This is a genomic window from Kaistella montana, from assembly GCF_024436175.1.
GTDB classification, from domain to species: Bacteria; Bacteroidota; Bacteroidia; order Flavobacteriales; family Weeksellaceae; genus Kaistella; species Kaistella montana.
The window spans coordinates 185,728-207,267 of the sequence record NZ_JANFQP010000002.1 but is presented as its reverse complement, the minus strand read 5'-3'; the positions used below and the strand labels follow the sequence as shown (position 1 = coordinate 207,267).

22 protein-coding genes and 1 other RNA gene are annotated in these 21,540 nt (G+C 38.2%); 18 read left to right on the top strand and 5 right to left on the bottom strand.

Features of this window, described 5'->3' with window-relative positions:
• The first annotated feature begins 92 nt into the window (after window positions 1-92).
• The 5 genes from NOV28_RS07115 (at window position 93) to sucC (ending at window position 3,543) form a co-directional block, all read left to right on the top strand.
• Window positions 93-1,421: a hydroxymethylglutaryl-CoA reductase, degradative gene (locus NOV28_RS07115; RefSeq protein ID WP_255929116.1), complete on the top strand. Its 1,329-nt coding sequence runs from the start codon at window positions 93-95 to the stop codon at window positions 1,419-1,421.
• A gap of 7 nt (window positions 1,422-1,428) precedes the next feature.
• Complete coding sequence (locus tag NOV28_RS07110; RefSeq protein ID WP_255929114.1) at window positions 1,429-1,599, top strand: hypothetical protein; 171 nt, start codon at window positions 1,429-1,431, stop codon at window positions 1,597-1,599.
• A 1-nt stretch (window position 1,600) separates the two neighbouring features.
• Window positions 1,601-1,987, top strand: coding sequence for a DUF423 domain-containing protein (locus tag NOV28_RS07105; protein WP_255929112.1), 387 nt, complete (start codon window positions 1,601-1,603; stop codon window positions 1,985-1,987).
• Window positions 1,988-2,001: 14 nt separating this feature from the next.
• Window positions 2,002-2,262 carry a zinc ribbon domain-containing protein gene (locus NOV28_RS07100; RefSeq protein WP_255929110.1) on the top strand — a complete coding sequence of 87 codons (261 nt, stop codon included), beginning with the start codon at window positions 2,002-2,004 and terminating at the stop codon, window positions 2,260-2,262.
• Between the two features lie 84 nt (window positions 2,263-2,346).
• Window positions 2,347-3,543: an ADP-forming succinate--CoA ligase subunit beta gene (gene sucC / locus NOV28_RS07095; protein ID WP_255929108.1), complete on the top strand. Its 1,197-nt coding sequence runs from the start codon at window positions 2,347-2,349 to the stop codon at window positions 3,541-3,543.
• 52 nt (window positions 3,544-3,595) lie between these two features.
• Here the strand turns inward: sucC and NOV28_RS07090 are convergent, their stop codons facing one another.
• Complete coding sequence (locus tag NOV28_RS07090; RefSeq protein WP_255929106.1) at window positions 3,596-4,459, bottom strand: mechanosensitive ion channel family protein; 864 nt, start codon at window positions 4,457-4,459, stop codon at window positions 3,596-3,598.
• A gap of 89 nt (window positions 4,460-4,548) precedes the next feature.
• On the opposite strand from NOV28_RS07090, the gene rnpB reads away from it, so the two are divergent.
• Window positions 4,549-4,875: RNase P RNA component class A (rnpB, locus tag NOV28_RS07085), an RNA gene on the top strand.
• 14 nt (window positions 4,876-4,889) lie between these two features.
• Here the strand turns inward: rnpB and NOV28_RS07080 are convergent.
• Together NOV28_RS07080 and NOV28_RS07075 are read right to left on the bottom strand one after the other, a co-directional pair.
• Window positions 4,890-5,759: a polyphosphate kinase 2 family protein gene (locus NOV28_RS07080; RefSeq protein ID WP_255929104.1), complete on the bottom strand. Its 870-nt coding sequence runs from the start codon at window positions 5,757-5,759 to the stop codon at window positions 4,890-4,892.
• A gap of 73 nt (window positions 5,760-5,832) precedes the next feature.
• Window positions 5,833-6,282, bottom strand: coding sequence for a DUF1573 domain-containing protein (locus tag NOV28_RS07075; RefSeq protein WP_255929095.1), 450 nt, complete (start codon window positions 6,280-6,282; stop codon window positions 5,833-5,835).
• Between the two features lie 124 nt (window positions 6,283-6,406).
• Here NOV28_RS07075 and NOV28_RS07070 point away from each other — a divergent pair, with 124 nt between their 5' ends.
• The 7 genes from NOV28_RS07070 (at window position 6,407) to NOV28_RS07040 (ending at window position 14,452) form a co-directional block, all read left to right on the top strand.
• Complete coding sequence (locus NOV28_RS07070; RefSeq protein WP_255929093.1) at window positions 6,407-9,025, top strand: valine--tRNA ligase; 2,619 nt, start codon at window positions 6,407-6,409, stop codon at window positions 9,023-9,025.
• 24 nt (window positions 9,026-9,049) lie between these two features.
• Window positions 9,050-9,688: a DUF4241 domain-containing protein gene (locus NOV28_RS07065; protein WP_255929085.1), complete on the top strand. Its 639-nt coding sequence runs from the start codon at window positions 9,050-9,052 to the stop codon at window positions 9,686-9,688.
• 112 nt (window positions 9,689-9,800) lie between these two features.
• On the top strand, window positions 9,801-10,697 hold the full coding sequence (locus NOV28_RS07060; RefSeq protein WP_255929083.1) for a ribokinase: 897 nt from the start codon (window positions 9,801-9,803) through the stop codon (window positions 10,695-10,697).
• 101 nt (window positions 10,698-10,798) lie between these two features.
• Window positions 10,799-11,650, top strand: coding sequence for an alpha/beta hydrolase family protein (locus NOV28_RS07055; RefSeq protein ID WP_255929081.1), 852 nt, complete (start codon window positions 10,799-10,801; stop codon window positions 11,648-11,650).
• Between the two features lie 80 nt (window positions 11,651-11,730).
• Complete coding sequence (locus tag NOV28_RS07050; RefSeq protein WP_255929078.1) at window positions 11,731-12,300, top strand: cob(I)yrinic acid a,c-diamide adenosyltransferase; 570 nt, start codon at window positions 11,731-11,733, stop codon at window positions 12,298-12,300.
• A 5-nt stretch (window positions 12,301-12,305) separates the two neighbouring features.
• Window positions 12,306-12,923 carry a thiamine diphosphokinase gene (locus NOV28_RS07045; protein WP_255929076.1) on the top strand — a complete coding sequence of 206 codons (618 nt, stop codon included), beginning with the start codon at window positions 12,306-12,308 and terminating at the stop codon, window positions 12,921-12,923.
• 137 nt (window positions 12,924-13,060) lie between these two features.
• A complete protein-coding gene (locus tag NOV28_RS07040) occupies window positions 13,061-14,452 on the top strand; it encodes a type III PLP-dependent enzyme domain-containing protein (protein ID WP_255929073.1) in 1,392 nt (463 codons plus the stop codon).
• 63 nt (window positions 14,453-14,515) lie between these two features.
• Here NOV28_RS07040 and NOV28_RS07035 read toward each other — a convergent pair whose 3' ends face one another.
• Complete coding sequence (locus NOV28_RS07035) at window positions 14,516-15,175, bottom strand: HAD family hydrolase (RefSeq protein ID WP_255929071.1); 660 nt, start codon at window positions 15,173-15,175, stop codon at window positions 14,516-14,518.
• 123 nt (window positions 15,176-15,298) lie between these two features.
• On the opposite strand from NOV28_RS07035, the gene speB reads away from it, so the two are divergent.
• On the top strand, window positions 15,299-16,150 hold the full coding sequence (speB, locus tag NOV28_RS07030; protein WP_255929068.1) for an agmatinase: 852 nt from the start codon (window positions 15,299-15,301) through the stop codon (window positions 16,148-16,150).
• Window positions 16,151-16,276: 126 nt separating this feature from the next.
• Here speB and NOV28_RS07025 read toward each other — a convergent pair whose 3' ends face one another.
• On the bottom strand, window positions 16,277-18,133 hold the full coding sequence (locus tag NOV28_RS07025; protein ID WP_255929066.1) for a CocE/NonD family hydrolase: 1,857 nt from the start codon (window positions 18,131-18,133) through the stop codon (window positions 16,277-16,279).
• Between the two features lie 64 nt (window positions 18,134-18,197).
• Here NOV28_RS07025 and NOV28_RS07020 point away from each other — a divergent pair, with 64 nt between their 5' ends.
• From NOV28_RS07020 to NOV28_RS07005, 4 genes are all read left to right on the top strand, one after another.
• Window positions 18,198-18,809 carry an alpha-ketoglutarate-dependent dioxygenase AlkB family protein gene (locus tag NOV28_RS07020; RefSeq protein WP_255929064.1) on the top strand — a complete coding sequence of 204 codons (612 nt, stop codon included), beginning with the start codon at window positions 18,198-18,200 and terminating at the stop codon, window positions 18,807-18,809.
• Between the two features lie 171 nt (window positions 18,810-18,980).
• A complete protein-coding gene (locus NOV28_RS07015; protein WP_255929062.1) occupies window positions 18,981-19,460 on the top strand; it encodes a BON domain-containing protein in 480 nt (159 codons plus the stop codon).
• Between the two features lie 6 nt (window positions 19,461-19,466).
• Window positions 19,467-19,886 (top strand): SH3 domain-containing protein, encoded by a 420-nt coding sequence (locus NOV28_RS07010; protein ID WP_255929060.1) that lies wholly within the window; start codon window positions 19,467-19,469, stop codon window positions 19,884-19,886.
• A gap of 351 nt (window positions 19,887-20,237) precedes the next feature.
• Window positions 20,238-21,488 (top strand): dicarboxylate/amino acid:cation symporter, encoded by a 1,251-nt coding sequence (locus tag NOV28_RS07005; protein WP_255929058.1) that lies wholly within the window; start codon window positions 20,238-20,240, stop codon window positions 21,486-21,488.
• Window positions 21,489-21,540: the final 52 nt, after the last annotated feature.

Here is a 21,540-nt window from a genome sequence, read left to right as displayed (position 1 = left end):
ACTTTTTTGTTTGAAGAGGATGATAAAACTTCCGTTCTGCAACTTCCTCTTCCGACTAAAAATCGCTATCTTTGAAACTTAATTAAATTGCTATGAATCATCAGCCGGTAGAAGGCTTTTCCAAGCTATCAAAACAAGGAAAAATTGATTGGATTGTCAACGAATATTTAGAAGGAGACCAATCTTACGAAAACGTACTCAAACAATATTGGAACGAAAATCCGGAACTTCAGAAGCTCCACGACGAGTTTTCGGAGAACACGATTTCCAATTTTTATATGCCTTACGGAATTGCTCCGAATTTCTTGATTGATGGGAAATTATTGGCTTTGCCAATGGCGGTAGAAGAAAGTTCGGTGGTGGCAGCAGCATCAAAATCTGCTAAATTCTGGATCGACAAAGGAGGTTTTAAAACCACCATCATTAATACTAAAAAGCTCGGTCACACCCATTTTATTTTAAATGTAGAACCTCATAAAGTGCTTCATTTTTTTAATTTTAAATTAAAGAAAAAACTCTTTGAAGCGACTGAAGATATCACCAAAAACATGCGCAATCGCGGCGGTGGTATTCTCAATATTCGTTTGATCGACAAAACCGCGGATATGGAAAATTATTTCCAGTTGAAAGCTAGTTTTGACACGGTAGATTCAATGGGTGCAAATTTCATCAACTCTTGCTTGGAGCAGTTTGGAAAAACTTTGAAGGAAGAAGTTGCGAATGAAGAAACCTTTTCCCAAGAGGAAAAAGATTCTTTGCAAATTGTGATGAATATTCTGTCGAATTTCACTCCGGACTGTATCGTAAGAGCGGAGGTTTCTTGTAAAATTGAGGATTTGAATGATGACAGCGGAATTTCTAATGAAGAATTTGCTACCAAATTCAAACGCGCCGTAACCATTGCCGAAATCGAACCTTTCCGCGCAACTACACACAACAAAGGAATTATGAACGGCGTAGATGCGGTAGTAATCGCAACTGGAAACGATTTCCGTGCAACAGAAGCTTGTGCGCATGCCTACGCAGCAAAAGACGGAAAATACTCGAGTTTGACGCATTGCACGATTGATAACGGGGTTTTTAGGTTTTGGATCGATCTGCCGATTTCCGTGGGCGTTGTCGGTGGTTTGACGAATCTTCATCCTTTGGTGAAATTTTCTTTAGCGCTTTTAGGAAAACCTTCCGCACAGGAATTGATGAGTATTTTGGCGGTTTCCGGATTGGCGCAGAATTTTGCGGCTTTACGATCATTGACCACCACTGGAATCCAGAAAGGTCACATGAAAATGCACCTTCTCAATATCCTGAACCAGTTGGGTGCAACAGAAGAAGAGAAACAGTATTTTGTGAATTACTTTAAAGACAAAACCGTGACGCATCACGAAGTGATTAATGAATTTAACAATTTAAGAAATAAATAAACCGACGATGTTTCAACTATTTTTAGGGCTATTGCTTTTAATTTTCGGAGTGTTTCTGAAACTCACCAAAGAACAAGGATTTTCAAAATCGAAGCGATTTTGGTGGATGTTTGTTTTAATCGGCATTTTATCGGTCGTGGCACAAATTTTTATCATGTATCAAAAAGGAGAATTTTAATATGAAAACATTTACATTAGTTGTTGGCGCGGTTTACGGACTGCTTTCTGTGATTTTAGGAGCGTTTGGAGCGCATGCTTTTCGGAAAATATTATCGGTAGAAAAACTCGAAACTTTCGAAACAGGTGTTAGATATCAAATGTATTCCGCGTTGTTTTTGCTGATTGTCGGATATATTTTAAAGTTTGAAACGCCTTCAGAAAAATGGATTTCTATTTTAATGATTGTTGGAACATTTCTGTTCTCGGTGAGCATTTACTTCTTGAGTTTCAGCGAAGTTTGGAATGCCAATTTGAAATTTCTCGGCCCAATTACGCCACTTGGAGGACTTTTGATGATTATTTCCTGGGCGATGTTGATTTTTTATTTTTTAAAACATAAAATCTAAAATCACTTCCGAATATGTTCTTTTTCATAGCGGGAAATACCAAAAAATTAGTCGGACAAGAAACCCGAAAAATCAATAAAAATGGTTTTATGGTGAATGCTGAGATTAAAATTTTCAAAAGCTATATCACTTTATTTTTTATTCCGCTGATTCCTATTGGGAAATCGTATAGTATTTATATTCCGCATTCCGATGAATATTATGAGAGCAATTATTTCTCGAGAATGCCCGAAGCGTATTTGGAAATCTGCAAAGAAGCCGCAAGAAATTATTAAAAATTAATGGGTTCTGGCATCAATCTTCTAACTTTTTCTTAAATTTGTCAATCTTATAAAAAAATTAAATCTAATTCAAATATTATGAATCTTCACGAGTATCAGTCAAAAGAGATTTTAGCAAAATACGGCGTAAATATCCAGCGCGGTTTTGTAGCAAACAATGTGGATGAAGCAGTAGATGCAGCCAATAAATTAAAAGAATTAACCGGCGGTGCGGACGGTTGGGTGGTAAAAGCTCAGGTTCACGCAGGTGGACGTGGTAAAGGTGGAGGTGTAAAGTTCTCACCAAACTTGGAGAAACTGAAAGAAAACGCACAAAACATCATCGGAATGCAGTTGGTAACTCCACAAACTTCTGCTGAAGGTAAAAAAGTAAACTTCGTATTGGTTGCAGAAGATGTGTACTATCCGGGAGCATCCGAAACCAAAGAATATTATGTTTCTATCCTTTTGGATAGAGCTTTAGGGAAAAATACCGTAGTATATTCTACCGAAGGAGGAATGGATATTGAGCACGTTGCTGAAGTAACGCCTCACTTGATTCATAAAGAAGTAATCGATCCGGCTTTAGGATTGCAAGGTTTCCAAACAAGAAAAATCGCTTTCAACCTTGGCTTATCTGGAAATGCTTTCAAAGAATTCACTAAATTCATCACCAATCTTTACAATGCTTACGTAGGAATTGATGCATCACTTTTCGAAATCAACCCGGTTTTGAAAACTTCTGATGATAAAATTATCGCGGTAGATGCAAAAGTAACTTTGGATGGTAATGCACTTTTCCGTCACAAAGATTTAGCAGCATTAAGAGATACAAGAGAAGAAGATCCTACCGATGTTGAAGCTGGTGAAGCTGGTTTGAACTTCGTGAAATTGGATGGTGATGTGGCTTGTATGGTAAACGGAGCTGGTTTGGCAATGGCAACTATGGATATCATTAAATTATCCGGAGGTAACCCAGCCAACTTCCTTGATGTAGGTGGAACTGCTGATGCAGAAAGAGTACAAAAAGCATTTGGAATCATCTTGAAAGATCCAAACGTGAAAGCAATCTTGATCAACATCTTCGGTGGAATCGTACGTTGCGACAGAGTTGCACAAGGTGTTGTAGATGCTTACAAAGCAATGGGAAGCCTTCCTGTTCCTTTGATCGTTCGTCTTCAAGGAACCAACGCGGTTGAAGCAAAACAATTGATTGATAACTCTGGTTTGCCAGTACATTCAGCAATTACTTTGGAAGAAGCTGCTAATAAAGTAAAAGAAGTTTTAGGTCACTAAAATTCTCATCTTATAAAAGAAAAACGCACCTTTATTTAGGTGCGTTTTTTTGTTATGAGTTGGTGTTGGTGGAATCAATTTGTGTTTGTGTGGCCAGTTGAATTCCGTTTTCGTCTAGTTTTTTCTTAATTTTCAATAGTGCTTCGCTTCGTACTTGAGCAATTTTTTCGCCGGCTTTCATTTGGAATCTCGCTTCCAGATAGAAAATACCGAGACTTTGTTTTAAGAAAATAACTTCAGATTGATCTGTATTATCAGCAAAATCGAAGGTTTTTATTTCGTCAATAATTACTTTTTTCGCTTTTTCTAAATCTTCGTTATTGGGAATTTCCAGGTCGATAAAAATCTTTCTTTGAGAAGAAGCGGAATAATTGATGAATGGTGCGCTGAAAATCAGCTGGTTCGGAATGTAAACTTTTTTACCTTCATCAGTAATTACTTTGGTTGTGAGAAACCCAATGGTTTCTACGGTGCCGGAAATCCCTTTAATAGAAACATAATCTCCTACAGCAAAGGCTTTATCGAAACCGATCAGCATGCCGGAAAACATCGAGGAAACCAAATCTTTCAGCGCAACCCCAGCGATAACACCGGCAACCCCTAAACTTCCGAGGAATTTCATTACAAATCCTCCCAATCCCATAATTTCGAATGCGATGAAGGCTCCCATTAGGATAATCAGGAATTTGAAAACCCCGATCAAGGTAACGATAGAGTTGTTTTTGCTTTTAGGAAAAAAACGATGAAAAATACTCACCGAGAGTTTACTCAGATAAGAACTCATCATTAAAATCAACACAAATACGATGATTCCGACCACCAGATTTGGGGTGATTTCAGCAAATTTGGTGTACCAACGTTCCAAAACCTGGTAAACTATATCAATATATTTTATTTGGGTTACATCTACTTCCATAGGGGTAAAATTATTTAAAAAAAAAGAGTTCACTGCAAATTTCTTTCCAAAAATACATACTCTGCAAAATTTGTTATCTTTGTCCGCCACAAGAAGAACGGCTTGTTGATTCCGGGAAACCGGGGTAGGAAAGTCCGGACACCACAGAGCAGCAAAGCGGGTAACACCCGTCGGTCGCGAGATCAGGACAAGTGCAACAGAAAGTATGTATATTAATTTATAGTGAAACCAGGTAAACTCTTTGCGGTGCAATGTTAAGTATATCGGATTTTTTCAGCAATGAAAATAGGAGTTGCTCGCTCCAAAAACCGAGGGGTAAACAGCTAAAGCTTTGCAGCAATGTAAAGCGCAGATAAATAACAGGCATTTTCGCTTCGGCGAATTTACAGAATCCGGCTTATAGTTTTTCTTGTGGTTTTTTAATGGGATTTTATTCGCTTTCCAGTTGTTTTCTTGCTCCTTCCAACTCTTTTTGATCTTCCGCTGAAAGTTTCGGGAATTTCAAATTCATTCCTTCCAAAGCATCGATGATGATTTGAATGGCCGCAACCCGCGCGAACCATTTGTCATCCGCAGGAATCACAAACCAAGGTGCGTAATCTTTTGATGTTTCGGTGATGGCTTTTTCATAAGCGTTCATGTAATCGTCCCACAGTGCGCGTTCCGGCAAATCGCCCATTGAGAATTTCCAGTTTTTTTCCTGTTCATCGATGCGATCCAGAAATCTTTTTTTCTGTTCTTTTTTAGAAATATTCAGGAAAATTTTAATGATTGTAGTTCCGTTATTGGCCAAGTGTTTTTCGAAATTGCGAATACTTTCGTAGCGGTTTTCCCAGAATTCATCATCAAATTCTTCCACTGAATCCCAAACTTTTTCGCTGAGGTTGTATTCTGGATGTACTTTGCAAACCAAAACACTTTCGTAGTGACTTCTGTTGAAAATTCCGATTTTTCCTTTCTCAGGCAGTGCAATATAATGTCTCCACAAAAAATCGTGGGAATATTCCTTAGAGCTAGGCGTTTTGAAACTGGTAACTTCGCAACCTTGTGGATTTACACCTCCGAAAACGTGTTCAATCAGAGAATCTTTTCCGGCACCGTCCATCGCTTGAAGAACAACCAGAAGCGACTTTCCGGAATCGGCGTACAATCTTTCCTGCAATTCCCGAAGCTTAATTTTTTCGTTTAAAAGCATTTTTTCGCCGGCTTCTTTATCTAAATCTCCTTTGTATTCGGTTTCTAAATCTTTGATTGAAAACTTTCCTTTTACAATGAAATTGTCGCTGAAATCTAAATCCATATTTTTTATTTTAGTTAAAAATAAAAAAATCACTCCAATGATGAAGTGATTTTAAAATATATTTTTTCTGCAATTACTTTGCAGCTACTTTTTTCACTGCTTTTTTAGCTTTAGCAGGGATAACGGTGTCTTTCATTTCAGTTTTTGTAGGAACTTCACCATTTTCTACAATGCCTTTAATATTGATTACTGATCTGCTATTTTCTGGATCGTTAGAATATACTTCGATGATTTTAGTGAAAGGACCAACAATCGTGGTGTTATAACCTACTTTAATTTGTGCTGTTTTTCCAGGCATAATGGGATCTTGGCTCCATTCTGGGGTTGTACATCCACAAGATGCTTGAACTTTAGAGATGATTAATGGTCTATCTCCTGTGTTTTTCACAACAAACACTCTATGACCGTCTGATCCGCTTTTCACAGTTCCATAATCAAAAGTAGTTTTATCGAAAGAAATCGTTTGTGCAGAGGCAAATGCGAAAGATGCAGTTAGAAATAAACCGGCTAATACTTTTTTCATATTTTTTTAAATGTTATTTAAATTTTTGATGAAATTATCGGGGCAAAGTTAAAAATTATTTCTGTAGGCGAATAATTTTTTTTATTTACCTATTTTTGCAACGATTAAGATAAAGTAAAGATTTATGCAGATTTCAGAAAAATACAATCCTCAGGATACCGAAAATAAATGGTACAGCTATTGGCTCGAAAATAAATATTTCCATTCAGAGCCCAACGAAAAACCACCATATACCATTGTGATTCCGCCACCAAACGTTACGGGGATTCTCCATATGGGACACATGCTGAACAATACCATCCAAGATGTTTTGGTGCGAAGAGCCAGAATGCAAGGTTTCAACGCATGTTGGGTTCCGGGAACCGATCATGCTTCTATTGCAACAGAAGCTAAAGTAGTAGCCAAACTGAAATCTGAAGGCATCAACAAATCCGAGATTTCTCGCGATGAGTTTCTGAAACATGCATGGGATTGGACCGATAAATACGGCGGAACCATCCTCGAACAGCTCAAAAAACTCGGTTGTTCTTGCGATTGGGACAGAACTCGCTTCACCATGGAGCCAAAACTTTCCCAGCAAGTCATCAAATCTTTCGTGGATTTGTACAACAAAGGCTTAATTTACCGCGGTTACCGAATGGTAAACTGGGATCCGGAAGCAAAAACTAATATTTCTGATGAAGAGGTGATCTTCAAAGAGCAAAACGGAAAATTATTTTATCTTAAATATAAAATTGAAGGCAGCGAAGAATTCCTTTCAGTAGCAACCACGCGTCCTGAAACCATTTTCGGCGATACTGCCATTTGTGTGAACCCGAATGATGAAAGATATGCCCATTTGAAAGGAAAAAAAGTAATCATCCCGATTGTAAATCGTGTAATTCCGATTATTGAAGACGATTATGTAGATATCGAATTCGGAACAGGAGCGCTCAAAATTACGCCGGCTCATGATACCAATGATTACGAAATCGGACAAAGACACGGTCTTCCGATGATTGATTCTTTGGATGATGATGCCAACTTAAACGACCACGGACAACACTATTCCGGGAAAAACAGATTCGAAGTTCGTAAACTGATTGCAAAAGAATTAGAAGAAAAAAATCTTTTGTTAAAAGCAGAAGATTACGTGAATAAAGTAGGAACTTCCGAAAGAACCGGCGCAGTGATTGAGCCGAAAGTTTCCGTGCAGTGGTTCTTGAAGATGAGTGAATTAGGCAAACCTGCTTTGGATGTGGTTATGAATGATGAAATTAAATTCCACCCAGAAAAATTCAAAAACACCTATAAACACTGGATGGAAAACATCCGCGACTGGAATATTTCCCGACAATTATGGTGGGGACAACAAATTCCTGCGTTTTTCTACGGTGATGGAGAAAACGATTTTGTAGTTGCCGAAACCATCGAAGAAGCTTTAGTTTTAGCAAAACAAAAAACCAACAACGATCAACTAAAAACGGACAACTTAAAGCAAGATGAAGACGCGCTCGACACTTGGTTTTCTTCGTGGTTGTGGCCGATTTCGGTATTCGACGGAATGTTGGATCCTGAAAATAAAGATATCAATTATTATTACCCAACCTCCGATTTGGTGACCGGTCCGGATATTATTTTCTTCTGGGTGGCGCGAATGATCATGGCAGGTTTGGAATATCGTAAAGAAGTTCCTTTCAAAAATGTTTATTTTACAGGAATTGTGCGGGATAAACAACGCAGAAAAATGTCGAAATCACTCGGAAATTCTCCGGATCCGATTGAACTGATTGAAAAATACGGTGCCGATAGTGTTCGTGTAGGAATTTTAATGAGTTCAGCGGCCGGAAACGACTTGCTTTTCGATGAAGAATTGATGTTGCAAGGAAGAAATTTCGCCACCAAAATCTGGAATGCTTACCGACTTGTTCAAGGTTGGAATAAGGATGAAAACATCAAAGCCAATGAAGCAGATCGACAAGCCATCGATTGGTTTGGTCAACAAATGGACAAAACAATTGCCGAAGTTGCCGATCAATTCGAGAAATTTAGAATTTCGGATGCGCTGCATTTGTTGTATAAATTGATTTGGGACGATTTCTGTTCTTGGTACCTCGAAGCCATCAAACCTGGTTATGGAGCGCCGGTTTCCAAAGAAGTTTATGATCAAACGATTCTTTATTTTGAGGAATTAATGAAACTGATTCACCCATTCATGCCGTTTTTGTCGGAAGAATTATGGCAGAATATAGCCGAAAGAACTCCGGAAAACGCTTTGGTAATCGCACAACAAAGAAAGCCGGAAGTCTTTAACCAAGATTTAATTAAACATTTCGATTCCGCGAAAGAATTGATTTCCGGAATTAGAAATTACCGCCAAAGCAAAGGGATTTCACCAAGAGAAAGCGTGGAAGTTTTCACCAATGCAACCGCTTTTGAGAATGAAAATTTAATTAAGAAATTAGCCAACGTTTCGGAAATTAATTTCGGACAAAAAACCGATAAACCAAGTTTTACTTTCTTGGTAGGTTCTGTTGAAATTTCAATTCCATTAAGCGAAAACCTCGATTTAGCCGAAGAAAAAGCGAAAACCGAAGAAGAAATTAAATACCTGAAAGGATTTTTGCTTTCGGTGGAAAAGAAACTTTCTAACGAGAAATTTGTGGCCAACGCAAAACCGGAAGTTGTAGAAGCTGAACGCAAAAAACAAAAAGATGCACAGGACAAAATTGCATTGTTGGAAGCCAAACTAAGTACGCTGTAAACCCTTATTAAACCCGCCAAAACCATGACGCATATCGAGAATATCTCCAAACTTTTCAGCAAAAACTTTGTCGAAAATCCTTTATTAGAAACCTTTGATGTTGGAAAAATCAATCTTCCAACGGGACAGATTGTCGCTTGTGATCCACTGATTACGAATGATATGAAGGCGTTTGAGAAAGCTTTTCCGAAAGGTGAATTTCCGGTTTTGGTACACAAAGAAAGAGAGAGCAATTGTATAGCTTATGTAGAAATTGTTTTCAAGGATGCTCCCGTTTCAGAATGGAAACTCGCCACTACCGAAGGTCAGGATATTGCGGAATTGAAAGGCGAAGAGATTTTTGGTTATCCGGTAGAAAGCGGAATGGGATGTTTGATGGATGCAGAAACCCAAGATTGCCTGAATCATCTGGAAAAAAGATTGTTTCATCGCAAAGGAGCCGATTTTATGGGGATTTACGAAGAGTTTTTCCATGAACATTTTTTTGATGAAAACGGAGCCATCGATCAGTTTGCTTTCCTAAAGCCGGATGAAGAAAAGTCGGGAAATATTTTCGCTTTTGAGACCGGTTATGGAGAGGGATTTTATGCAAGTTATATCGGTTTCGCCAACGATAGTGAACCCGTAAAAATTATTACAGAATTTATCGAAATTGGGAGTTAATTTAAGTTAAATAATTTCTTCAATTGTAATTAAAAGGATAAATTTGTTCAGCAGTCATAAGGCGCGATATATCGCGCCTTTGCTATTTAAAGCATAAATAATTTCAAATTTTATGAATATCACGTCAGAGCAACCCAAAATTATTGTTGTAGGCAGTTCTTCCATCGATTTGGTACTCAATACTGATCATCTTCCGCAGCCTAATGAAACGGTAATGGCCAATAAGTCGGAGAGTTTTTTCGGTGGAAAAGGCGCTAATCAAGCCGTTGGGACAGCAAGACTTGGAGCAAGTGTATATTTTATTGGCTGTGTTGGGATGGATCCTTTCGGGCAGCAGATTCTAAGAAATATGGTTGATGAGGGAATCAATGTAGGTTTTGTAGCAGAAAATCAAGAAAGCTCAACAGGAACGGCCTATGTTACTTCTTCCGCAGAAGGAATTAATTCCATCGTTGTAGTTCCCGCTTCTAATTATGCCTTAAAGACAAAACACGTAGCCAATGCAGAAAAATATTTTGCTACTGCAGATTTGGTTTTGCTACAGCTTGAAATTCCTATGGAAGTAGTGGAATTCACTGTTGATCTCGCTAAAAATAACCAGACACAAGTTGGAATTTACGCTTCTCCGGCCAAAAAATTGTCTCAGGAAGTGATCGAAAAAGCTGACTTTATCGTCGCAAAAAGCAATGAATTGTCCATCGTTTTCGGGGAAGATCAGCGAGAAGAAATTTTGAGAAAATATCCCAACAAACTTTTTGTGCGAGATGATACCAATTCTACTACATATTTTAATGGTTCCGAAATGAAATATTACCGAAACGATCACGATTCGATGCTTCATAAAATGGGAATGGGAGATGCCTTCACTTCTGGGTTTGCGGTGGCGCTTTGTCATCAAAATTCCATTGACCATTGTGTGCGTTTCGGGAATGAAGTTTCCTTAAAAGTAGCCAAAAACAGAGGTTCGCAGAGCGGTTTGCCTTATCTGAAAGACGTGATTGGTCAATAGAGTCCTATGTCGATCATTGTGAAAATTCTTTTTTATCAGTGATAAATTAAATACTTTTAAAAAATTAAAATCACTTTCTTATAAGTGATTTTTTTTGAGCCATGAAAGAATTATTTCTGAAAAACACAGAAGGTTTTGCTCTTTCTGTAAAGATTTTCGAGCCCGAAAACCCGATAGGGAAATTGTTGCTCATCAATTCCGCAACGGGAGTGAAGCAGCAGGTTTATTTTTCGTTTGCGAAATACATGAGTCAAAACGGATTTACAGTCATCACTTATGACTACAGCGGAATCGGTGAATCGAAACCTCAAAAAATGAAACATTTTCAAAGTTCAATGCGGATTTGGGGAACTTGTGATTACAAAACGCTCACCGATTTCATTAAAAAAAAATATCCCCACGAAAAGAAATTTGCTCTCGGACATTCCGTTGGTGCGCTGATTATGGGAATGAATTCAGATTCTGCAATCTTCCAAAAGTTTGTTTTTGTCGCTACTCAGGATGCATATTTTGGAAATTTAAATTTTAAAATTGGTGCAACTGCACTTCTCGGATTCGGAATTGCATTGCCGATTACCACCGCTTTGTTCGGTTACTTCCCGGCGCATTGGTTTGGTTTGGGCGAATCTTTGCCAAAAGGCGTCGCATTCGATTGGCAAACTTTAATTCTTCATCAAAAATCAACCAGCCGACTTTTTGAAAAAATTGAGGAAGATTATTCCAAAAAACTAACGCAGGAAACAATGATTATTCACGCTGAAGATGATCCATGGGTGACGAAGAAAGGAATGGAAAGCTTGATGAATAAGGCATATCCGAATTTAAAAAAGCGTTACAGAGAAATCAAAACCGAAGAATCTGATCAAAAAGAAATTGGACACATCAATTTTTTCAGAAGTTTTAATAAAAAATTATGGAAAATTGTTCTCGATGAACTCTCCGAAACTGTTTGAGAACTTAAATATTTTTTGGTAAAAAAGGGATAAGAAATTGCGCGAAAAAAAATCATTACTTTTACCTAAAAGAAAAATTCATGAAAATCTATACCAAAACCGGCGATAAAGGAGAAACTGCACTTTACGGCGGAACACGTGTTTCCAAAGCTTCCGCAAGGGTTGAATCTTACGGAAATATCGATGAGCTGAATTCTTTCATAGGATTTGCAAAAAGCGAAATTCACGACGAAAAAGTATTGGCACAACTCAAAAAAATACAGTTTGATTTGTTTACCGTGGGTTCAGAATCGGCTACACCGACCGATAAATTGACTTTGGCGAACGGAAAATCTCGACTTTCACTGATGATTTCCGAAACTGAAATCGAGGAACTCGAAAATTGGATGGACGAATTTGAAAAAGAATTGGAACCGCTTCAGTATTTCATTCTCCCTGGCGGTGGTAAAGCGGCAACATCGCTTCATATCTGCCGAACTGTTTGCCGAAGAGCCGAAAGAAGTTTGGTTTTCCTGAATGAATCCGAAGAAGTTCGTCCGGAACTCATTAAATATCTCAACCGATTGTCGGATTATTTGTTCGTATTGGCGCGTTATGTTTCAAAATTAAACCAAGAGACCGAAGAATATTGGAATCCCAACGAACGATAATTTCAATGGAGAAAGCCCTTTTATTTATCAACGGAATTCCGCCCGAAAAACTCCCCGAAACAGAAGGTTATTCATTGATTGCCTGTTCTGATGGGGCTTTTCATTATTTAAAAGAAAAGAACTTCCCACTCGATCAACTCGATTTTATTTCCGGAGATTTCGATTCGCACTTGGGAAAAGATGAGAATATTTATCACGAAAAATTTATTCATACTCCCGACCAAGATAAAACCGATTTTGAGAAATCTTTAGAAATTATTGCGGAGAAAGGATTCAGTAAAATAGATGTTTACGGAGGAAGCGGTGGCGAAATGGATCATTTTCTGGGCAATTTAACCGTTGTGTCGCGCTTTAAAAACCAAATGGAAATTACTTTTTACGATGAATTTTCAACCTATTTTTTTGCACCGAATCATTTAGTATTGGAAAATGTAAAAGGGAAAATGATTTCCTTGTTTCCATTTCCTTTGGCAGAATCGATTTCTACAAAAGGACTCAATTGGCCTTTAAATAAAGAAAATCTCAACATCACCGGGAAAATAGGAACCCGTAATTTTGCTTCAGAAGATCAAGTGATAATCGATTTTGAAAGAGGCGAATTGGTGGTTTTTGTCGCTCATTAAAAAGAAAGCTGCTGCTATAAAAGTTTCACCTTCTGTGGTTTTTTCTCGGAATTTATTTTTTGTGATAAATTTAAAATAAAAAACCAACTTTTTTCACCAAATTTGCACTCTCAACCCGTAAATATGACTCTTTAAAAATGAAAATTAAATATTCAGAATTGATCGACCAGACCCTGTATTTCCCGACTGAAGAATTCAATGTCTCGGAAAATACTTTGCAATTTCACGATATTCCGCTGATGGAGGTCGTCGAAAAGTTTGGTACTCCTTTGAAATTTAATTATCTCCCGAAAATTTCCACCAATATCCAACGCGCAAAAGCGTGGTTCAAAGAGGCCATTGAAAAAAACGATTACAAGAAAGGATATCGCTATTGTTATTGTACCAAGTCAAGCCATTTTGCATTTGTATTAGAAGAAGCACTGAAAAATGATATTTCACTAGAAACTTCGTCTGCTTATGACATGGATATCGTGAAATCGCTCTTCGATAAAGGAAAATTCGACAAGAACGTGGAGGTGATTTGCAACGGCTTCAAAACCGATGATTATTTGGCGAAAATTTCCGATTTAATCAACAGTGGCTTCGAAAACATCACCCCGATTCTCGATAATTACCGGGAACTCGATAAACTGACCGAAAGTATTGATACTACTTTCAATATCGGAATCCGAATCGCTTCTGAGGAAGAACCGAAATTTGAATTTTATACCTCAAGATTGGGAATTGGTTACAAAGACATTATTCCTTATTACTCACAAAAAATTGCGGAACATCCGAACGCGAGATTGAAAATGCTGCATTTCTTCATCAATACCGGAATTAAAGATACCGCGTATTATTGGAACGAATTGTACAAATGTCTTCGAGTTTATGCACGTTTGAAGAAAATTGCTCCTGAAGTGGATTCCTTGAATATCGGTGGCGGTTTCCCAATCAAAACTTCTTTGAATTTTGATTATGATTACCAATATATGGTGAACGAAATCGTTTCGCAGATCAAGAAATTCTGTGAGGAAGAAGGCGTAGAAGAACCTAATATTTATACCGAATTTGGTAGTTTTACCGTTGGTGAAAGTGGTGGACATTTATATAAAATTATTTCCCAAAAACGCCAGAACGACAGAGAAAAATGGAACATGATCGATTCTTCTTTCATGACGACTTTGCCGGATACATGGGCGATTTCGCGTCACTTTATCATGCTTCCTTTGAATCGTTGGGAAGATACCTACGAAAGGGTTTTCTTGGGCGGATTGACTTGCGATTCCGATGATTATTACAATTCCGAGCAGCACACGAACGCGATTTATTTGCCGGTTTTCAGCGATACCAAACCTTTGTACATCGGGTTTTTCCATACAGGAGCATATCAGGAAACGATTGCTGGTTATGGTGGTGTTCACCATTGCTTGATGCCGCAACCAAAACATATTCTCATTAATAAAGATGATGAAGGCAACTTCACTTACGAAGTTTTCCGGGAAGAACAGCAACCGGAAGATGTCTTGAAGCTTTTGGGATATTAAAAAAAATAAGGAGTAACAGAAATGTTGCTCCTTTTTATTTGAATTACTCTTAAAAAACTTCCGCTAAAAATAACGCCCGATTTTTTCAAAAGAAATATCGCCATAATCTGAGACCAACAAATTGGCTTTGTCGTAAACCTGACTTTTAGAATGAGCACTTTGATACGCCACACAGAAGATTTCAGCTGCTGATGCGGCTTCAATTCCGTTGGTAGAATCCTCAATCACCATGCAATGTTCTTTGGGTTCGCCGGCGATTTCGGAAGCCAGAATGAAAATTTCCGGATGAGGTTTAGATTCCTGGAGATCGGCGCCGCTTATTTTTCCTACAAAATGTTTTTCGAGGTCAAATTTTTCGAACACCCAGTTAATCGTATTCATGTGAGCGGAAGAAGCCAAAACGAGTTTGATGCCGTTTTCATAGTAATTTTCGATCAAATTTCTCACTCCGGATATTAAATCGAAATCCGGATCATGATCAAAATAATGTTTGAAATAATTCCTTTTGATGGCGGCGAGGTCTTCGTGAGATTCCTCCAGATTGAATTTTTCAACCAAAGTGGTGCAAACTCTTTTCGTTGACGAGCCGGTGAAACTGGTGTAAAGCTCTTCGGAAACCTCGATTCCCAAATCGTCAAACATTTTGAAATAAGCTTTTCGGTGAAGCGGTTCGGTATCCACAATCACCCCGTCCATATCGAATAAAACAGCTTTTAATGGCATTTTAAATTTTTTACAAATTTAAGCATTCATTAAAGAAAAATGAGAAAAAGCCATAAGAGGAAATAGGATAGAAATAATTATCTTTGAAAATCCAAAATTTATAATTCAAAATCTATCATTTTTATGAAAACATACGCAGGAATTCCCGAGGAAAATGCACAGTTGGAAACCTCAAAAGTAATGCTCGTAACCGTTCCTTACGATGGAACTTCAACTTGGGGAAAAGGTGCCGACAAAGGTCCGGAACTTTTTCTTGACGCTTCTGAAAACATGGAGCTTTATGACATTGAAACCGGAACTGAGCCGTATTTGGAAGGTGTTTATTTGGCCGGCGAAATCACTGAAAACGCTTCACCGGAATCGATGACAGAAGCAGTTTACCAAAAAACCAAAGAATTGCTGAACGAGGAAGGGAAACTTTTCACGCTTTTCGGTGGGGAACATTCCGTTTCGATTGGTTCGATTCGTGCGGTGGGAGAAAAATATGAAAACCTGACCGTTTTACAACTCGATGCGCATACCGATTTACGTCCGGATTTTCACGGAAGTACTTCCAATCATGCTTGTGCGGTTTTTGAAGCGAGTCAGAAACATAATTTGGTACAAGTCGGAATTCGTTCTGGAGATATAGAGGAAATGCAATATGTACAAGATGGAAATTGTTTTTGGGCACATGAAATCGCGGTTAATCCAACTTGGATCGACGATGTTTTAGAAAAAGTTTCAGGAAATGTTTATATCACCATCGATTTGGATGCGTTTGATCCATCGATTGCTCCTTCTACAGGAACTCCGGAACCGGGCGGTTTGCAGTGGTATCCAACTTTGGAACTATTGAGAAAAGTCTTCGAAAAATGCAATGTAGTTGCATTTGATATTGTAGAATTAATGGATTCTGCGATGCCGAAACCAACAGCTTTCCTTGCTGCGAAATTGTATTACAAAATGTTGGCGTATTATCATATTTCGAAGTAGAAGAAAGAAGAAAGAATCAAGATGATTTACTTAAACACAAACATTAATTAGTGCGTTTTGTGGTAAAAAATAAAAATCTCTTTCAACAATTCGTTGAAAGAGATTTTTTTATGTTTTAAAAGGAAATTATTTTAAAATATCGGCTTCAATAGAGCTGTCTCCGAAGATTTTAATGAATGCTTTCGTATAATCTTCTTTGGTTGCAAAATTAGGATTTTCCATAAATTTTTGAGGATTCACAGCAAACAGAGGAAACCAAGTGCTGGAAATCTGAATCTGAATGCGGTGTCCTTTTTTGAAAGTGTGCATCACATCTTGAAGACGGAAATTCACCGCCGTTTTTTGATTGGGAACCAAAGCTTCCCCTTTTTCTCGTGAATTTCTGAATCTTGCAGGCATAATTTCGCTACGCACCATTTGATGGTAGTTGCCATAAATCACGCCGTCCTTTTTTTCTTTCGGAACAAAATCTTCCGGATAAACATCGATTAATTTTACCGCAAAATCCGCATCTGTGGAAGTTGAAGCGATGTTGAGTTTCGCCATAATTTCACCACCAAAAGTCAAATCTTCCATGAGCGGATCGGTCGTGAAAGTGAGAACATCAGGTCTGCCTTCTGCGAAACGCTGGTCTTCACTCATGTAATTTCTTGGTGTAAATCCGTTGAAATCTTTAAGATTATCCGAACTTAAAACCGGATTATTCGGATCGCTGTAATATTCGGAAACGCCTGTTGATGGACCGTTTTTCAAAGTTCCATCGGCAAGATAGAAGTTAACTTTCTGTGCGTTTTTCGGTGGATAATTAGCAAATTCTTTCCATTCTTTGCTTCCGGTGTCATACATTACGGCTTCGGGCAATCCGGCGTCGGTTTTGGCATTTTCTTTTAAATAATGATGAAAGAATTTAGTTTCTAAATTTTTCTGATAATACGTCGCAATACTGTCTCCAAAATAGATGTCATTGTGAAAACCTTTTCCTGTTTCTCTCGCCCAAGCGCCATGAGAAAATGGTCCCATCACGATGGTGTTTTTGGCTTTCGGACTGGTTTTTTCAATAGTTTTATAAATATTCAGCGGACCGGATAAATCTTCTGCATCGAACCAACCTCCAACGGTCATTACCGCATGGTTGACGTTTTTCAGGTGCGGAAGCAGACTTCTTTTTTGCCAGTATTCATCATAGTTTGGGTGATTCATAATCTCGGTCATGAAGAAATTGTCTTTGTAATATTTTTCATAGCCGTCTTTCAAAGTCCCCATTTCGCGGTAGAATTTCAAACCGTCTTCGGAAGTGGGTTTTACGAAAGAATCCATATACCAACCTTCCTTCTCAGCTTTGGTTTTTTGCACTCCGAAAACAGGAAAAGTGCGGAAATAGCCGAGCATAAATCTTCCGTTGTGCAAGAAATCATCATTCCAGAAATCGGAAATGGGCGCTTGAGGAGAAGATGCTGCCAAAGCAGGATGATCTGCTAAAATTCCAGCTGCAGTATAAAATCCCGGATAAGAAGTTCCGTATTGTCCTACTTTTCCGTTGTTGTTGGCGATGTTTTTCAGCAACCATTCGATGGTGTCGTAGGTATCGGTACTTTCGTCAACGTCTTTTTTAGTTTTCCTCTCAACTTGCGGCGTCATGTTGGTGAAAGTTCCCTCGCTCATGTATCTCCCGCGAACATCCTGATAAACGAAAACGAATTTCTCGTTCATCAAATATTTGTTAGGTCCCAAAGCAGAACGATATTCATTTTCCCCATAAGGAGCCACGCTGTAGCAGGTTCGCTGCATCAAAAAAGGATATTTTTTGGTTTTAGAAATATCTTTCGGAATGTAAATGGAGGTGAACAATTTTACCCCATCTCGCATCGGGATGTACACTTCTTTTTTGGTGAAGTTTTCTTTTACAAAAGTATTATCGGGCGCTTTTTGAGCAATCGCCATTACCCAACAAAAGAGAAGGATAAAAGGGAGGTGTTTTTTCATTGAAATTAATTTTAAACGAATTTATAAAAAAAATAAAGAAATTTGGGTTTTAAAAATTGAAGGAATGGATTTATTCGGAAACCTTGCAGACGCGAATAAGAACTTGCTGCCCAAAGATGGTACGGTGAATTATTATGGCAAAATTCTCAATCAAGAAGAAGCGGATGCGTTCTATCATCAACTTTTGGAAGATATCGAATGGAAAAACGATGAAGCCGTGATTTTCGGGAAGAAAATTCTAACCAAAAGAAAAGTGGCTTGGTACGGCGACGAAAATTTCGAATATACCTATTCCAATTCTACCAAAAAAGCCATTCCGTGGACACGCGAACTGCTCGAGTTGAAAGCTTTAGCAGAAGAAAAAACTGGGGAAGAATTTAATTCCTGTTTGCTGAACCTTTACCATAACGGGGAAGAAGGCATGGCATACCATAGTGATGGCGAAAAAGATCTGAAGAAAAACGGTGCCATTGCTTCACTGAGTTTCGGGGCAGAAAGAAAGTTTTCATTCAAACATAAATTTACTAAAGAGAAGGTAGAATTGCTTTTGGAACACGGAAGTCTGCTGGTGATGAGAGACCAAACCCAAAGTTTTTGGTTGCACCGTTTGCCGCCGACAAAGAAAATTCATACTCCGAGAATTAATCTGACTTTCCGGACGATTGTGAAGGGTTAAATGATTGGAAATCAATAATTATGTATGGCGTTTTTGATAAAGAATTACAACTATTTTGGATGAGGAAATAGAAAAAATTAAGAAAAATTTATCATAAATAATTGCTTCGGCATCCTTTTTATTGTTTAAATTTGGTAGTATAATATTTTATAACATTAAATAAATTCAACTATGAAAAAAACATTTGCAATGGCTGCTTTGGCGCTAGCTGTGTCATTCGGTTCAATCTCTTGTAAAAAGAAAGTTACAGATGCTGAACTTCAAACCCAAGCTACCACGGTAGTTACTTCTAATCCTACTGCTTCTGTGGAAGTGAAAGATGGTACTGCTCACCTTAGTGGAACTTTTAAAGATCAAGCGTCTAAAGATGCGATGATTGCTTCATTAAAAGCGATTCCTGGAGTTAAAGATGTTATGGATATGGCCACCATCGAAGCACCGGTAGTGGTAGAAACTGTTTCTGCAGTTGATCCTGCTGTTCAACAAAAAGTGACTGATGCGGTGAAAGATTTCCCTTCAGTGAAAGTAGAAGTTGTAAACGGAGAGCTTACTCTTACCGGAAATGTTTCTCCAGAGCAAGCAAGAAAAATCAAAATGTCTGTGGACGCTTTGAAAGCTGGAAAAGTTAACTATAATTACACTGTTAAATAATTTACTATGAGTGCATTACAAGATAAATACGCAGGAGTAATCTCCGCAGCTCAATCGGCAGGAGTTTCTAATCTTCAAGTAACCGAACAAGACGGAATTCTTTATGTTTCAGGAAACGCAGGTTCTACCGCAGCGAAAGATGCAGTATGGAACGCACTTGGAGCAATCGATTCTACTTATTCCGCATCTGATATCAACGTGGATGTTCAGGTAGTTGGTTTAGCAGCTGGTGCAGCATTAACTGTAGCTACAGAAGATTCAAACCTTAATATCAGACAAGAACCTTCAACTGACGCAGCAATCGTTGGGAAAGCAGCAAAAGGTGAATCAGTAACTTTGGTAGAACAAACTTCCGAAGATTGGTGGAAAGTAAAAACTGCTGATGGAGAAGAAGGTTACGCTTACGCAAGATATTTGCAAGCTTAATTCATCCTCTTTAAAATAATTCAACCTCCGGATTTTCCGGAGGTTTTTTTATGCTTTTTCGGGAAACATAAGACTGGATCAATCTTTCCGTTAAAAACAAAATCATCTTTTCTGTTTTTTCCCTTTTTTTAATAAATAAGAAATAGTATTTTTAATTAAAGGTAAATTTTTGAAAATCAGAATGATAATCCGTTACTGGTGAAATTTATCAAAGAAATGCGATGAAATCATGAACAAATTTGCCTCATCATGCATAAAAAACAAAAAAACATATATTTGTAAATCTTTGAAAAATTAATTGGAAACCACATTGTTTCACACGGTTTCATTTGAACATACAATACAAAAACTATGAAAGGTCAAAACAAACTCTTCTTTGCCATCATTATTGCACTGATTTTAGGGGTTATTATGGGCGGCATTGTTCACACCCAATATCCTGAAAGTGCGGAAGGATTTTCCAAAAACATCAAACTTCTCGGGACCATCTTTATCCGATTGGTTCAGATGATCATCGCGCCGTTGGTATTCACTACTTTAGTCGTGGGAATTGCCAAAATGAGTGATATCAAAATGATTGGAAGGGTAGGAACCAAGGCGATGCTGTGGTTTATCACTGCTTCTTTGGTTTCGCTGTTTATCGGTTTGGTTTTGGTCAATTGGCTAGAGCCGGGACACGTTACCAAACTCCCAATACAAGATGTTTCTTCGGCGGATGAACTCCTGAAGTCGAGCAAAGGTTTCTCGATGGAAGATTTTGTAAAACACATCATTCCAAAGAGTTTATTTGAAGCATTTGCCACCAACGAAGTCTTGCAGATTGTGGTATTTTCCATCATGTTTGGCGTGGCTTTGGCGAATATGGGCGAAGAGTATGTAAAACCGATCATTAAGGCATTCGATATTTGCGCACACGCCATCCTGAAAATGGTAGGCTACATCATGTGGTTTGCACCGTTTGGAGTTTTGGGAGCCATTGCTGCTGTAGTAGCAACCAACGGTTTTGAAATCTTTAAAGTATATGCCATTTACCTTCGCGATTTCTTCTTTGCATTGGGAATTTTATGGTTGGTTTTGCTTTTGGTAGGTTATTTTATCTTAGGAAACCGACTTTTCGAATTGTTGAGAAGAATTAAAGAACCATTGTTGATTGCATTTTCTACCACCAGTTCAGAAGCAGTATTCCCGAAACTGGTAGAAGAACTCGAAAGATTCGGCTGCAACAACAGAATTGTTTCTTTCATTTTGCCTTTAGGATATTCCTTCAACCTCGATGGAAGTATGATGTACATGACCTTCGCTTCTATCTTTATCGCGCAGATTTACGGCATCGAAATGTCTGTTGGTCAACAAATCACCATGCTTTTGGTGTTGATGCTTACTTCCAAAGGAATTGCAGGAGTTCCGAGAGCCAGTTTGGTGATTATTGTGGCCACTTGTACCATGTTTGGGATTCCGCCGGAAGGTATTGCACTCATTCTCCCAATCGACCATTTCTGCGATATGGGACGAAGCATGACCAATGTATTGGGGAATGCGTTGGCTACTTCTTCTGTTTCCAAATGGGAAGGGCAGCTTGAAGACCATGGTGGAACGTTGTAATATTTTTTAATAGGGCTATTTTCGATTCAAAAATAGAATGATGTTGTTGAAG